Raw genomic sequence first — 14,856 nt, forward strand, 5'->3', positions numbered from 1 at the left:
CGAGAGTAAGGAATCACGATGGCCACGAACAGACGGAAGGCGGCACGGCCGAAGGCGAGCAGCTGGGAGAAGATCTCGGCGCGGACGCCCGGCGAGACGCTGACGAACCGAGACGTCCACGCCAACCAGCAGTTGGACCGCAGCAAGTTCCTGACCCTGAGGTCGAACAGACCGGGCATCGTCGTCGCGGTGATTGCCGGCGTGCTGGTGACGGTCGTTGCCTGGGTCCTCTACTCGCTCATCGCCGCGGCGGTGCTCTCGATGGGCGTGTTCGTGGGCTCGGGTGTGTCCGGCAGCGGCAGCGGCAAGCCGAGTGCGTACTACGTTCAGGACACCATGACGGGTGCGGGCGGCTCGGTCGTGAAGTGTTACCGACCCCTGACCGAGGACGGCAACCCGGACGTGAAGGCGAAGTGTCACCCCAGCGCCGAAGCTGTTCCGGTCCCCGTCTGGTACACCGCGGCGAAGGACGGCAAGCTCGGCGCCGACAGGCCGGCTGAGCCCAAGAAGAGCGCGACGACGGTCGGAGAGCAGCTGGCCGACGTCTCGGGGTTCAAGCTTTTCATCACGCTCGGCTCGGGTCTGATGGTCGCCCTCGTCATCGGCACGTGGTTCTCACGGAGGGTCGCCGCGGCGAACCTGATGAACACCACGAGCGACATCAACCAGTACCAGAACGACCAGCACATCGCTCTGCCGGAAGAGATCCAGCAGAACTACGACTGGTTCCCCGACGCCGGTGCTCACTCGAGCGTGCAGGTCAGCTCGATGCTCAGCCACATGATGCTCAGGCAGAAGGGTCTGGGCACCGTCGAGGTCGCCCAGCGCGCCAAGGAAGACGTCACCGATGAGGAGGGGAACCTCGTCTATTACGCCGGCGAGGTCATGGACGACGACGAAGGCAGTCCGCTGACGCAGACCCTGCCGATCATCGACGAAGTCTTCGGCGACGAGCTGTTCGAGGCTTCCGGCCTCCCCGATGACAAGACCCTGCGGCAGAAGTACGACGCCACACGCATCCCGTACAACCCTGACGGCAAGAACCGGGACAAACTCGGCTTCGGATCGAACACGTACAAGACCGTCGCCTCCCTGATCAAGGAGGACTGGACGTTCCCGGAGTACGAGGTCCAGCGCCCTGCCGGGGCGTACGTGGTCGATACCGCGCCGGTGAACACCATGGTGCTGGCCATCACCCGAGCCGGTAAGGGCCAGACGTACATCGAGCCGGTCATCGACATGTGGTCGCGAGAGAAGAAGCCCTCGAACATGGTCATCAACGATCCCAAGGGCGAGCTGCTGGTGAAGAACTACGTGCCCCTGGTCACCCGGGGGTTCGAACCGGTGCAGTTCAACCTGATCAACTCCATGAAGACCGACATCTACAACCCCCTGGGGCTGGCGGCCGACGCAGCGCGTGAAGGCAACTTCACCAAGTGTGCACTGTATGTGGAGAACATCGCCGGGATCTTCTTTCCGCTCGACGGCGGCGAGGACCCGGTCTGGCCCAATGCCGCCAACAACGCCTTCAAGCGCGCGGCCTACGGACTCATCGACTTCTACCTGGAAGAGGAACGGGAGCTGCGCAGCGCCGCAGCCGTGCTGAACATGGACCCGGCGCTGCTCGAGCAGAAGCTCGATGACCTCTGGGGCAAGGTCACGCTCTACAACTGCTACCAGCTCTTCGTGCAGATGAGCTCGAAGAAGATCAAGAACCCTGAGGCCGAACTGGAAAAGCGGGTCAAGGCAGGCGAGTTCGAGAACGACGCGGACGCCCTGGCCGAGGAGCAGGAGAAGGCTGCGGCCCGGGCCTTCATGTGGGAAGGCAAGGCCGATCAGGACATGCTCAGCCTGTACTTCAACGCGAGCGAAGCGCTGCCCCGCAACAACATGCGCACGATGGTGGGCAACGCCCACAACGCGCTGCGCTCGATGGCCGGCGCAGAGAAGATGCTCGCCTCTGTGTACGGCATCGCGATCACCGCCATGTCGTTCTTCACCGACCCCACGATCTCGACGCTGACCTCGGGCAAGCCGTCGCAGAACACCGACCTGGCCGGCCTGAGCTTCCCGCGTCGTCTCGGCGTGCGCTTCGCGCCGAACTACGTCAAGCGCGACCACCTCGTCGGTCAACAGGCCGTGTGGTCCGCCTACGCGGACCCGATGTTCACCAAGAACCTCGGCGAGGACTTCGAGCACGAGGAGATCGTCGGCCGCGAAGGTTGGGCCCGGTACAACTTCAAGGGCAAGTTCCCCGGCGCCGAAGCCTGGCTCAAGCTGGAGCTGGTCAACCCACAGACGAAGATGCTGCTGCGCACCTTCTACTTCAGCTTCACGAAGACCCACCAGGTCTCGCTCAATGGCCGGCACTACGTGGTCGAGCCGGTGACGGGCAAGAAGATCGTGAAGAACGGCGTGATGCGCGAGCTGAAGCCGGTGCGTGAGGGTGGCACTCGGGACGGGAAGATCCTGTCCTTCCAGGCCGGGGACACGCTCTACCCGGACACGCGACTCGACTTCTCCGGCGGCGGCAACCCGGAGAAGGTCTCGTATCAGGCACGGGCGATCACGCAGAAACTGTCTCGCTACTCGGAGTCCCCGAAGGCGCTGTTCCTGGTGACTCCGCCTCACCTGATGAAGTACGCGAAACTGATCCTGATTCTGGTCAAGCAGCTGTTCGACGTGAGCGCCGACCAGTCGTACATGACGAAGTCGAACCAGAAGCCGCTCTACCGCACGCGGTTCATGCTCGACGAGCTCGGCAACCTGCAGTCGGAGGGCAAGGGCATCGACGGCTTCGCGACGATGCTCTCCATCGGCCTGGGCCAGGAGCAGCAGTTCACGCTCATCCTGCAGACCCTGCAGCAACTGCGCGACGTCTACGGCGAGAGCGTCGACAAGATCGTGCAGGGCAACACCTCGAACATCGTCTTCTTGAAATCCACGGACGACTCGATGATCGAGACGCTGGAGAAGATGAGCGGCAAGACTCACCGCTCGTACAGGGACAGCAAGCAGATCAGCCAGGATCTCGACAAGGTCATCGGCGGCAAGACCGAGGGCCGGGTCTCCTACACGATGAGCACCAAGGAAGAGCCGCTGATCAGCTACAACGACATGGCCTTCCTCTCGCCGCGCAACTCGATCGTCTTCCGGGCCGGCGATGCGCCGATCTGGAACCGCAACCAGACGATCCTGCCGATGTCGGTCCGGCTGCTGAGGAACACGATCAAGCACCCGGGGCACACGTACTCACTGCAGACGATCCCGACGCTGTCCAGTGCCATGGACTTCGACGTGCGGATGAATCAGCCGGACTTCGTGAAGATGCTGGAGAAGCGCATGCGGCAGGCGGTCAAGGCCGCGGACGCGAAGGCGCAGTACAAGGAGATCTACGGCTACCGGGAGGTCGACATCGAGCGCCTGGACCCGGATGTCTACGCCGACGAGGTCATGGAGGTCATCACGACGATGACCACGGTGGACGAGGGGCATGACCCCAACGCTCCGGTGGTCGTCGACCCCGACGAGTACGAGGGGATGAGCATGTTCGACGAGGACCAGTTCATCGAGAACGTCGAGGTCGGTGTCGCAGTCGCCGAGAGTCAGGCGGTCAGCGTCGAGCGGCAGCGTCTGCTCTACGCGGAGGGGACGATCAGCAAGGAGATGCTGGTCAATCCCGACGGCTCGGCAAAGGTCAAAAGCCTGGACATCGAGATCGCCGAGGCCTACAAGTCCGCGCAGACCGAGTTGGAACAGGATCGCGAGCACTTCTCGGTCGGCGGCGACGGCGAACTGCGCAGCGCCGATGGGTCTCAGACCTACATCAGCCAGATCCGCTCGGACGCATACGCCAAGGCCGCCCGCCGGATCAACGGCCACGTGAAGGACGAGGACTCGCGGGTGTTCGCGGAGGAGGACCTCACCGAGGAGGACCTGAAGTCGCTGGCGACGGTGAAGGTCCACTCGGCCTTCTACCAGTACCTGGCCTCGCTGCCGAGCTGGGAGGTACTGGCCGACGGCCGGTTCGACCGGGCGATGGCCATCGAGATGAACTCGAAGTAGCCGGCGGCCGCTTGGGGTCGGACAAGGATCACAACCAGTGCCGAGGCCATCTCTCACCCAAGACAGCAGCCCCGGCACTGACCTTTCGAATAGCTTCCAACTCTCTTTCGATAGGCGATGTAAGCTCTATGCAACCCGGAGCATCCACAGGAAGCTGATTGACTATGAAGAAGGCACGCGGACTGCGGAAGTACTTCTACGAGTACGTCTACTACAAGGCTGTCGAGCAGGCCCGGGTGCAGGCCGGACAGGTCATTCCGATCTCCCAGGCCAAGGCGATCCGCGCCCGAGTCGACGAGATCCTCGGCCGGCGGGGCACCGCACTGGCCGACCCCCGGCTGGGCATCGCGGACTGCCTCTCCGCCATCGACCAGGCGTTCGCGGAGAAGGTGTCCGACTACGAGCCGCAGTTCGGTGATCATTCCCCGCAGAGCGAGCGCTATCAGCAGTTGCAGCGGGAGTTCACCCGCGTCACCGGGGTCGGTGCCCAGGTCGACTCGCAGTCGGCCCGGCTGCCGATCAGCCCCTATGACCCCGACTGGTCCGAACGCGCGACCGTGAAGCGCGCAGGAACCGCGCTGCTGTACCTGCCGGACGAGACGATCGGACGCGTCGCCGGCGGCGAGGTGGAGACCCTGGCCGACCCGCGGCGCGGAAACATGGTGCTCTGGCGCGTCGACGACAACGGCCGGCCGTTCGAGGCAGGCCGCGCGATGACGAACGACGACGCCGCCGGGCTCACCGCGCTCATGGACAAGATGAGCCAGCAGGAGTACGACCGGGTGCGCGAGTGGGTCATCGACGGGGTCCGGAACCCACAGACAGGCCGCGTCGACCGCAACCGCCTCATGTCCCGGCGCGCCGTGGCGCGCTCGGCAGCGCTGCTGGACGAGCTGAAGGCCCAGGGCGTGTCCTACGAGGTGATGCGCGACCGCGAGCCAGGCCAGATCAAGGCGAAGATCGCCAGGACCGGCATGGAGATCCGCCTCACCGACACACGTCAGGAGGAGTACGCCGGAGCTCGGATATACGACAACGGCACCGTGCTGCGCTACTCGACGAACCACCGGGTTCCCGGCGGCATGGCGGTCTACTCTCCCTCGCCGGCGGAGGCCGTCCAACTACTGCGCTTCGCCCAGGGACATCGCGTCGAGCGTACGGATCTTCCGGGGCGCGCCGCCGGCGAGACCGGCGCGACGCACCAGGAGCCCGGCCGTGGCCGCATGGTGGTGGATGTGCCCGACAGCTACCACGTTGACCGTGAGTCGATGTTCGTGGTCGGCGACTACGTGGCCCCCGGTGAGTCCGGCCCTCGGCCCGGCTCGAAGGTGATGCTGCGCCGGGACGCGAAGAACCGCTCACTGCCGGCCTTCTTCCTCGACACCGAGTCGGCCGCGGCCTATGCGAAGACCGCCGTCGAGAGCGCTCGGGAGAACCTGCGGGCAGCCCTCGGCGTCGAGGACCTCATTGCTCGTGCCGAGACGGAGCTGGAGCGAACCGGCGGACAGCTGGATGCGATCGAACCGCCGGAGTACTCGGCTGACTCCGAGGTGGCCGCGATCCAACGCTCGTACTGGGACGTGCTCACAGGCGCGCACAGCGAACTGCTGCGCCCGGGTGCGACCGAAGAGATGTACCAGGAAAGGCTGGAGGGGATCGGCGAGCTGCAGGCCGGGGAGGCGCCCGAGATGGGCAACCTCGTCTACGGCGGCACCGCCGTAGACAAGGTCCGACAGCACGCTGAGGACGTTCCCTTCGAACTCATCGGGACCTGGGAGCCGCAGCCCCATGACGTCGACGGAGAGTGGGTCGATCAGCGCTTCAACCCGGAGCGGGTGGCGCGCTACATGACCAGCCCCACCGGGCAGTGGTCGAACCTCGACAACCTCGCCTCAGCGCTGCGTCGTTGCGAGATCTCCCCTGACGAGATCATGGGCTCGACCTTCCAGACGACCCGGTTCAAGAACCGGCTCGTCCGCTTCAACGCCGAGCGTGCCGTACCGATCGCCGATCACGAATCCGCGTTCATGCGGCGTATCGGGGTCACCGTGCGCGAGAGCATCGAGCGCAACGCGGCGACGGTCGCCGAGATCCTGGTCGACGATCACGGCGTCATTCGCTGGAGTGGCGAGAAGCTTCGCCGTGACGGCAAAGGCATTCCGATCTCGGGTGAGATCGGCCAGGTCTTCGATGTCGGCGAGTACGGCGAGATCACCACCGCCTTCGCCGGCGGGCAGAACGCCCTGATCGTGCCCGGCTACGAGGCGACGATCACGGCCCAGACTCCGGGCGAGGCTCCGACCTCGGTCGAGGAGCGCACGCGCCTGCGCGGCTACGAGCAGCTCATGCACGAGCGCATCCAGTACCAGATCGCCGGTGACGTCAGCACCGGGCGGAGCGAGACCGGCGAGCCCTCCTCGCTCAACACGGTCTACTCACAGCTTTACGGCACCAAGCACCCCATCGACTACATCGAGCGCGCCACCACGTACCGGCGGGACGAGTCCACCGGCGAGATCAAGGCACACCTGGACGAGTGGACGGCAGCCATCCTGCAGACCGAGGCGCGCCGTGTGCGCTACTCCAACGAGATCAAGGCCGGCTCGACCGTCTACGCCGAGTACAGGGCCCAGCGCGACCGAACCGACCCGGCTGATGACAACCACTTCGACGCCTGGCGGCTCACCGGCGGGCGGAACATGGCGGTGCTCACCGGCAAGGACCGGAACAACGTGGCCGCGCCGAGCGGCTACTTCGACCCGGTGATGACCGGAGGCGGGACCAACCAGGGCATCGTGCGGTACCTGACCACTCAGGCCCAGGTCGACAGCGATGGTCGGATCGTGCCGGGCGACGAGAGCGTGGCCGGACAGCGTGCGCCGCTCATGGCTCTCCCCGAGCTCGAGACGTTGCGGTACGACCCGTTCGACCGTCAGCAGATGACGGCCTCGACGATCATGCAGTCCTCCGAGGTCACCGCGCCGGCGAAGACGGCGCTGATGACCTTCGGCGGTTGGACGGCTGATGACCCGATCGTGGTGTCGAAGGAATTCGCCGGGCGCCACCGCATCCGCGGGGCCGGCGGTCGGGAGCGCGATCTCGTCGTGGGCGACAAGATCTCGGATCTGCACGGCAACAAGGGCGTGATCTCGCTGATCGTCGACCGGGACATGCCTCTGCACGACGCGCAGCAGCAGGCCGTCGTCGAAGAGGTCAACTGGTTCCGGGCCAACCCGGGTCTGGACGTGGTGATGAGTCCGTTCAGCCTCATCTCCCGGCGCAACGCGGGCTCGGCGCGCGAGCTGATGAGCGGGAACGTCTCGGATCTGCGCTCGCCCAACGGAGAACTGCGGCCGAGTGCCCTGGGCGAGATGCGCTTCGTGGTCACCCATATGGCCGTCGACGAGAAGACGAAGGTCTACGACGACGAGCAGGTGCGTGCCGGCAAGGGCCGTAAGGCCTCGGCTCAGCTGGCCTGGGCGCTGCAGTCCCAGGACTGTCCGGCGATCATGCGCGAGTTCTACGGCCACAACAGCGGGGCCGAGTCGAGCCTGCGCGAGTACCTGCTGGTATCCGGCATGGACATGGACGCTGACGGCACGCTGCGCGTGATCGGCCAGGCCGAGGGCCTCGACGAGCGTACCGAGCGTCGGTTCATCCCGATGCCCGACTTGCTGCGCACGCAGCCGCGCAAGGCGGACCAGCTCCCGGGACTGAACACCATGGCGATGCGCAAGTCCTTCGGCGACCTCATCGGCGACCGCGGCGGCGACATGGAGATCCCGTTCCCGCTCACGTATCCGACCGGTGAGCAGACCGAGACGGTGAGCGCGAGCTCGTGGAAGCTGCCGGTGATGTCCTCGCACCTGCGCAGTGGCCAGGAGTTCGAGGACGGGTCCTCCGTCACGCACGACTACACCCGCAGCTACCAGGACGTCTTCGTGGAGGCCTGCCGCTACCGCTACATGGCCGAGCAACTGGACGGCCAGGGTCTGTCCGCCGAGAAGCGCGCCGAGGTGCGTCGCGGCATGAGCGAATCGGTCTCGCGCGCTCAGCGCGCCTTCGAAGCGATCACGACCGACGTCCAGAACCGAGTGCTGACGGGCACGAGCAACATCTTCAAGACCGGGCTGATGTCCTCACGGCTCACCGACTCGGCGACGATGGTGTGGACCGCAGACCCACGGCTGGACGTCGACCAAGTCGCGCTCAGCTCGGTCAAGGCTGCGAAGTTGGGGCTCGCCGAGGGCGACCACGCGCTGGTGTGGCGTGACCCGGTGCTCCGTGACGCCGGTGTGCGCTACATGCGGGTCGCGATCGACGACCGGCTCACCGGCGCGGCGATCAACCCGGTGATGGACGCTTGCTTTGACGGCGATTTCGACGGTGATGCCGTCGCCGTGGTGAAGCTGCACAGCGAGGCAGCCAAGGCCGAGGCCCTGGCAAAGCTCTCGGTGCCGGCCAACCTGTTGGACACCGGAGTGGTCAAGGGCGATGGTTCACACCCGCTGGCCATGCAGGTGTCGCTGGACACCCAGGTCGCGCTCTCCAAGAACGCGCGAATGGCTCATGAGTTGGAGCGTTCACGGAGCGAGGCGAACCGGCTCCGGCTGCGGGCAATCACGGGTTCGGATTCGCCGGAGGACATCAAGCGCGCCCAGCAGAGCGTGACGGAGGAGCTGAGCGGGCTGTACCGCCGGGCGCAGCGTGGCGAGTTCGGTGCGGCTCTGACGTTCTCGGATCGCGAGGCACACCTGCGGAGCGTGCGCGAGGTCTGTGTCAAGACCGGCGCGAAGGGGAGCGAGAAGAAGCTCGACGACTACGCCCGGAACCTGGGCGATGCACAGGGCACGCCCGGCATCACCCAATCCGACCAGGAAGCCTCGATGTTCGCCACGGCGATCAAGTCCCACGGCACCGGCTTGGGTGGCTCGTTCAGCCAGCGCGCCGTTTGCGCGCTGCGCGGCGAGGATCTCAAGGCCGTCCTGGAGGTCACCTACCCGGTGACCCAGTCGATCCTGCAGGCGAAGCACGACGCTGCCGAGGCCCGGCACAAGTACGCGATGCTCCAGGGCCCCGGCCGTGAGCTCTGGAGGGGCCGCAGCATCGAACGTGTCGGCCCGGGCCAGTGGCGCACGGCATTCGTGGACGGTGAGCCCGTCCAGGCTACGGCCGAGGAGTGGCAGAAGCAGTTCGTCGAGTTCTACGAATCCAAGGATGGCTTCGGAGTCAGGGTCAACCCGGAGTACGTGGCCCGCGTGGCCGGTGCGCTGGAGGACCCGGCGACCGGGCTCATCCGCAACTTGGAAGAAGACGTGTCGCTGCGGGGAACCCTGATGGACCGGATGGCCTACGTCGGCGCGTTCGCCGATCTGGTGGAGGCGGCCAAGAACCGTGAGAGCGTCTACGACGGCGACAGGAACGAGCAGTTCGCGTCCTCGGCGGCTCTGAAGGCTCGGGTGCAGATGTCGCGGCAGCTCGATCAGCTGGGCTCCATCGAGAGGAACAGCCCGGACCACGCCGTGATCGCCGTCGATGACTCGGTGGTCAAGCGCGACGTGATCTCTCAAGACGCGGCGGCGTCCCGCACCCGCGGCTCGCAGCGCCGCTCCGCGCATGCCGTGAGCGTGGGCCCGAGGCGCCCGGTCTACACGCCGAGCATCGAGATCGATCAGCCCCAAGTCAACGACGGCGACTACGGGATGGGGTACTGAGATGGCACGGCACAAGGAACTGGGAACAGGAACCGCGGGCCGTCGGCGCGCGGTCAAGGTGCTTCCGGTTGGCGACGATCGGCTTCGGACCGGTGAGCCGCGGGGCAACACCTACGCCCACTGGGACTCGCGCTCGGACGAGCCGATCGACGCCGAGGTGATCGACGATCCGGGGCCGCAGGACGCGGACGGTGCGCGCTCCCGGCGTGAGCGGCTCCGGGACCGTGCCCGCGAGTTCTTCGGTGAGAAGACCCGGAAGCGGATGGCCGACCGTGACCGCGTGCACAGGATCGACGTCGACCGGGCCGAGGACGAGAGCGAGGGCCTGGATCAGCGCGAGCAGCTGCTCAAACTCAGGGCGGAGACGCGGCTGGCCTGCGAGAAGTACATGACCTCGCTGCGGGACTCGAAACTGTTGGTGCCCGGCTTCACCGACGAGGAGCCGGCGCAGGATCTCGGCGCCATGCACCACGTCTACATGCAGATGATGATGCAGGCCTGTCTCAAGCCGCTCTCGCGCGGAGTGAACGCCAACTCGATCATCCAGGCGGTCGGCATGGCGATGACGATGCGGATGCTCGCCCCGGATTTCAAGAAGGAGATGGACAGCTACCTCCAACCCCTCAAGGACAAGATCCAGGAGCGCATCGATACCCGGACCCGTGGCATGGTGGCCTTTGCCCAGAGCGGCATCACGCACCGGCAGAGGATCTTCAAGGACCTGCCGAGCGGGGCCCGGCGCGAGCGCCTGATCGGCAGCACGGATCCGCGTGACCACCTGTCGAAGAAGTGGCGCACGCGCTTGGACGCCATGCAGCATCGTGAGCGCGGCCACCGGGAGATGTTCACGACGGACTCGGCAGCCATGACCGAGGTCGCGCTCATGGAGAACGCCTTCTGGAAGATGCGTGAGCCGGGCGCGGACGTCGGCCTGATCCGCGATGGCCACCGGGCGCTGCGCAAGCGGCTGTACGAGCAGATGAGCGAAGACGGCCTGGAGCGCCGGGAGGTCGTCCAGCGCGCCCGAAAGATCATCGGCGAGCGGATGGAGTACGAGCCCGAGCTGCGCACGATGTTCAACGGCGTGGCCCACGGACGGATCGTCAAGGCCCCCGCACACGAGGAGCGGATCGCGGGCTCCGATCGGGTCCACACGGTGTGGAGCGGGGAGTTCGAGGACCAGTTGGGCCGGCGTCTGCCCGAGGACGGGATGTTCACACTGCGTCGACCCATGGACGCGGACGCCCACCAGGTTCAGCTCGCCGAGACGATGAAGACCTCGTTTCTCGACGCGCTGGGCCGCGGCGACCAAGAGGCCTACGGGGGCAACGTGCTCGGCTACCTGGTCGGCTTCGCGGCGCAGAAACAGGGTCTGGACACCAGCGGGCTGCCCGACATGCTCCAGCACCGGCTGGACCAGTCCGAGGTGATGATCGCGAGCATGGACATCGACGGTCTGTCACCCGAGGAGCAGCAGCGGGTCTATTCCAACGCCTACGTCGACGCGATGGAGGCAGTGAACCAGAAGTACCCGGATCTCGAGGCGCAGCTGAAGCGGAGCCTCGGAGAGAACTGGCAGCGAACACTGCAGACGGCGGTCGACGACCCCGGGGCCTTCTTCGAGGAGCAGCGACTCAAGCCGCGGTCGCGCCCTACGGGTCCGTCGGCCGAGCAGGAGGCCGGGGCGCAGCACGACGGCCCGAACGCCGAGGCCGACTCCGAGGACTTCCAGCGAACCTGAGCGCGATCCGAGAACACGAACGAGGAGCAGGAGGAGGGGGCATGAACCAGGAACAGAACGAGGGACAGCAGGTCAGGTTCGGATCGCGCTTCGCGCGGATGTTCGGCTACGTCACACCGGAGGATCGGAGCCGATGGGAGCAGCAGCGGGCGCAGAACAAGCCGCACGTCAGCGCGCTCCGGCAGGGCGCGACGTCGGCACTGAGTTCGATGATGGAGTTCGGAGAGCGCAACATCGGCGCGAAGCTCGATGCGGCCCAACGCGTGGCGGCGCAGCAGCGGTTCGAGGAGTCTCACGACAAGGTCCTGAACCAGCGCCGCGATCCGAACACGCGGAGCATCATCGAGTCGGTCGTCTATGAGCCCAGGGGCGACCAGGAGGGCATCGAGCCGGATCTGGAAATCTAGCCGAATGAGCAACGATAAGCATGGCGACTGCATTTGACAGGCCCCGCTCCTCTTCTCTACTCATGACCATCTCCGATAGACTGGTTCCCAAGTGGGACCGTGTAATGATCGGCGACAGGGCATGGTGTAGACATGGAAACGACGAAGACACCGCGCGTCAATAAGCGCGAGTTCATCTCGCGGGTCGCGACTCGCAGCAAGTTGCCCATCCGGGTGGTGAACAAGGTATACGAGTCGTTGCTTGGTGAACTCACCGGAGCGGTCAGCGGCGGTGAGGCGGTCGTACTCACGAGCTTCGGCCGCTTCTACCGACAGGACCACAAGGGTCACAAGGTGCGCTTCGGCAAGAGCAACGTCGATGACTACGTGGTTCTCAAGTTCTCCGCATCGAGCAGCTTCAACCGCCGACTGGGGGGCCATGAGGACGACGCCTCACCACGGACCTAGAGACGATCGGGGATGCCGGCAAGTTCGAAAACGTCATTGAGGGTCGTGAGCTGCGGCCCGCGTCGCAGAAATCGAGGAGCCGGCAGAAAAGAAAATCCCCGTGATACCTGCAGGCATCACGGGAATTTCCTTTGTGGATGAGATGAGTTCGGCCGCGAGGCTCAGCCGTCGGCGATGACGAAGATCAGCACGAGCGCGCTGACCGGGACGACGAGCACGCCGGCCACGGCCAGGTACAGGTCACTCGAACTGGTGGTCAGGCTCGTTCATGGACGGCGTGTCGAAACTGCCGGTCAAGTGCTGCCTGGGTCGCGAGGGACTCGCAATCGGCTCGCGCTGCGCGGCCAGCTCGGCGAGAGTGAAGCCCACAGGGCGGCCCAGACGCTGGCCGGCCATGTAGTAGGCCTGCCCGTTCGCGCGTTCACCCAGGGCGATGATCTCGCGGATGACGGGCTCGCCCGGGCGCTGGGGCGCGCGCTCCCGCCAGACGATCCGGTGCGAGGGCTTTGCATTCGGATCTGCGCCGACGTACGTGGTCTCACAATCGGAGAGATCGGGATAACTGGGCATGTACCCCAGCGGGTGCGTGCCCGGCGCGCCTTGCTGGATCCGGCCCAGCTGGTTGAGAGCCACGCGCAGGAGCCGGCCCTCTGGTCCTTGAGGTTTCTTCAGCGCAGCGTCGTGGAGAGTCTGGAGGTCCTGCTTGAGACCGGCGGTCGGCAGGATGCGGATGACAGGCCGACGCTCACTCATGACGCTTCTTCTGCTGGGCAGCACGATGGTCATCCGCCCACTGCTGACCGAGCGGGCCGAGGCTCTCGGCCAGCTCCTCGACGGTCATGCCCGCCTCGCCAGAGGCGTCGGACTCCTGGATGCGATGGGAGAGCTCGGCCTGGAAATCAGCCTCAGCGTGGACGTGGGCCGCGTGGTCGTACTTCATGAGGCGCACGAACGCTGCGAAGGGGATGATCGCGGCCTCGGGCTTGTTGCCGTCTCCGAAGATCAGCGGCGTGATCTGGCCGCGGCGATAGAGGTTCAGGACCGTGGCGAGTTCCTCGTGCCTGAGCTGGTCTGTCGGGACGACATTGACAGAGAACTTCGGGAGCCCGGCGCCGGGACTGCTGCCGCCGTGGGCATTGTCGTTGCGAGTCATACCTTCATTATAGTCAGTCTAGAGCGACTTGTTGTCGACTCGTATACGAGGGTCATCGCCGAGTCGACATGGACGTCGAATGATGGCTCACTCCATCCCTGAGAGGCGAGCCAGGCAGGAGAAGGAGGAGCCTGTGCTCCAGTCCCGCACGGTGCGGACTGGAGCACGGGCTCTGATTCATGGACAGTCACGACGGCCGTCCAGGGCCGAGAGGACGTCGTAAGGCGTCACGAATGTGGGCGTCGAACAGCTCGTACTTGACGGCGCGGTCGGGCCGGATGCCTCCCCGTCTGCCCATCAGGAGCAGAGCATCGACAGCCCACTCCCCCGGGGTTGACCCAGCCGGCCCCAGGTCGCAGTTCGGACGCTGAACCCGCGGTCGCCCTGCTCGGATCGGCCAGAGCAGAAGAGAGACCGGAGCAGTTGGCCATGGTGGTGCGATTCCTTCGTTCGGCCTGGCGGTCGATGGTTCGGGGAGCCATTGGCGATCTCTCGGGCAGGGTTTGCACTAACATTCAATCCCTTATTGCATCGACTTGGATTAGACTATGAGTAGAATGGCAATGTCAGACGCGGATGACTCTGCATGCTATTCATAGAGGAGTTGGGGCAGGGATGGCGGCTACGGTTCAGAGGCCAGAGGGGACGGCGTCGAAGCCGACGGCACAGACGAGAGCAACTGCCGGGAGTCGCACCGGCCCGATGGGCTTCGGCAACGGGCCGCTCATCGCGGCCGGCCTCATGGCGGGCGGAGCGGCGCTCCTCGCCGGCTGGGGCCTGACGCAGCTTGCGACTTCCGACGGCGGCTTCACCCAGGCACTGCATGGCAATCACGCCCCGGCCGAGGCGCCGGGCAACCCCGACGAACAGAACGCCGGAGGCAGCAGCGCCCAGCAGCCGAGCGAGGCCGGCACGGGGAAGCAGGACGAGAGCGGGGCGAGTCCGACTTCGAAGCCCAGTCGCGGCAGCGAGGACGAGGACGAGGACGAGCCCAACGGATCGGGCGCACCCGCCGAGCCCGCGCCGAACACGAAGCCGGGCACCATCGTGCCAGGCGATACGCTCGCCGAGATCTCAAGGAGGACTGGGGTTCCGATTGGCATTCTGGTCGAGGCGAACAAGACCCAGAATGCGGATCTCATCCACGCGTGGGCCTCGCGGCTCATCCCACGGGCGTGACGACGCGACAGGGCAACACCGTCACGTACCGAGCCTGAATCGACGCCCTGACGCCACTAGGTAGTGTCTGGAGTTCAGATCATGACTGCGGTGCGATGCTGCGGAGCCAGAGCATCGCACCGCACAGATGCAGTCCGGCCTCGTAGCTCT

Annotated in this window: 8 protein-coding genes; 6 read left to right on the forward strand and 2 right to left on the reverse strand. The window is 65.7% G+C overall.

The features are described from left to right. Nucleotides 1–18: 18 nt before the first annotated feature. From ACFVGY_RS22840 to ACFVGY_RS22860, 5 genes are all read left to right on the forward strand, one after another. Nucleotides 19–4,065 (forward strand): type IV secretory system conjugative DNA transfer family protein, encoded by a 4,047-nt coding sequence (locus ACFVGY_RS22840; RefSeq protein ID WP_385680172.1) that lies wholly within the window; start codon nt 19–21, stop codon nt 4,063–4,065. 164 nt (nt 4,066–4,229) lie between these two features. Further along, complete coding sequence (locus ACFVGY_RS22845; RefSeq protein ID WP_385680174.1) at nt 4,230–9,779, forward strand: hypothetical protein; 5,550 nt, start codon at nt 4,230–4,232, stop codon at nt 9,777–9,779. Between the two features lies 1 nt (nt 9,780). Continuing rightward, the gene (locus ACFVGY_RS22850) at nt 9,781–11,520 is read left to right on the forward strand and encodes a hypothetical protein (RefSeq protein ID WP_385680176.1); all 1,740 of its coding nucleotides are present in this window, start codon (nt 9,781–9,783) and stop codon (nt 11,518–11,520) included. A gap of 41 nt (nt 11,521–11,561) precedes the next feature. After that, nucleotides 11,562–11,927: a hypothetical protein gene (locus tag ACFVGY_RS22855; protein ID WP_385680178.1), complete on the forward strand. Its 366-nt coding sequence runs from the start codon at nt 11,562–11,564 to the stop codon at nt 11,925–11,927. Nucleotides 11,928–12,059: 132 nt separating this feature from the next. Next, nucleotides 12,060–12,374, forward strand: coding sequence for an HU family DNA-binding protein (locus ACFVGY_RS22860; protein WP_385680180.1), 315 nt, complete (start codon nt 12,060–12,062; stop codon nt 12,372–12,374). A 240-nt stretch (nt 12,375–12,614) separates the two neighbouring features. Here the strand turns inward: ACFVGY_RS22860 and ACFVGY_RS22865 are convergent, their stop codons facing one another. Next, on the reverse strand, nt 12,615–13,160 hold the full coding sequence (locus tag ACFVGY_RS22865) for a hypothetical protein (RefSeq protein WP_385680182.1): 546 nt from the start codon (nt 13,158–13,160) through the stop codon (nt 12,615–12,617). Then, nucleotides 13,120–13,527 carry a hypothetical protein gene (locus tag ACFVGY_RS22870; protein ID WP_385680184.1) on the reverse strand — a complete coding sequence of 136 codons (408 nt, stop codon included), beginning with the start codon at nt 13,525–13,527 and terminating at the stop codon, nt 13,120–13,122. The genes ACFVGY_RS22865 and ACFVGY_RS22870 overlap by 41 nt, the downstream gene beginning before the upstream one ends. A 702-nt stretch (nt 13,528–14,229) precedes the next feature. Between ACFVGY_RS22870 and ACFVGY_RS22875 the strand changes: the two genes are divergently transcribed. Next, nucleotides 14,230–14,706, forward strand: a complete 477-nt coding sequence (locus ACFVGY_RS22875; protein ID WP_385680186.1) for a LysM peptidoglycan-binding domain-containing protein — start codon at nt 14,230–14,232, stop codon at nt 14,704–14,706. Nucleotides 14,707–14,856 lie beyond the last annotated feature (150 nt).

The sequence above is a fragment of the Streptomyces sp. NPDC127106 genome (assembly GCF_042677605.1).
Taxonomy (GTDB): Bacteria; Actinomycetota; Actinomycetes; order Streptomycetales; family Streptomycetaceae; genus Streptomyces.

Coding starts and splice junctions, on each gene's coding strand:
- ACFVGY_RS22860 (WP_385680180.1), top strand. CDS start 12,060: ATGGAAACGACGAAGACACCGCGCGTCAATAAGCGCGAGTTCATCTCG.
- ACFVGY_RS22840 (WP_385680172.1), top strand. CDS start 19: ATGGCCACGAACAGACGGAAGGCGGCACGGCCGAAGGCGAGCAGCTGG.
- ACFVGY_RS22875 (WP_385680186.1), top strand. CDS start 14,230: ATGGGCTTCGGCAACGGGCCGCTCATCGCGGCCGGCCTCATGGCGGGC.
- ACFVGY_RS22850 (WP_385680176.1), top strand. CDS start 9,781: ATGGCACGGCACAAGGAACTGGGAACAGGAACCGCGGGCCGTCGGCGC.
- ACFVGY_RS22870 (WP_385680184.1), bottom strand. CDS start 13,527: ATGACTCGCAACGACAATGCCCACGGCGGCAGCAGTCCCGGCGCCGGG.
- ACFVGY_RS22845 (WP_385680174.1), top strand. CDS start 4,230: ATGAAGAAGGCACGCGGACTGCGGAAGTACTTCTACGAGTACGTCTAC.
- ACFVGY_RS22865 (WP_385680182.1), bottom strand. CDS start 13,160: ATGACCATCGTGCTGCCCAGCAGAAGAAGCGTCATGAGTGAGCGTCGG.
- ACFVGY_RS22855 (WP_385680178.1), top strand. CDS start 11,562: ATGAACCAGGAACAGAACGAGGGACAGCAGGTCAGGTTCGGATCGCGC.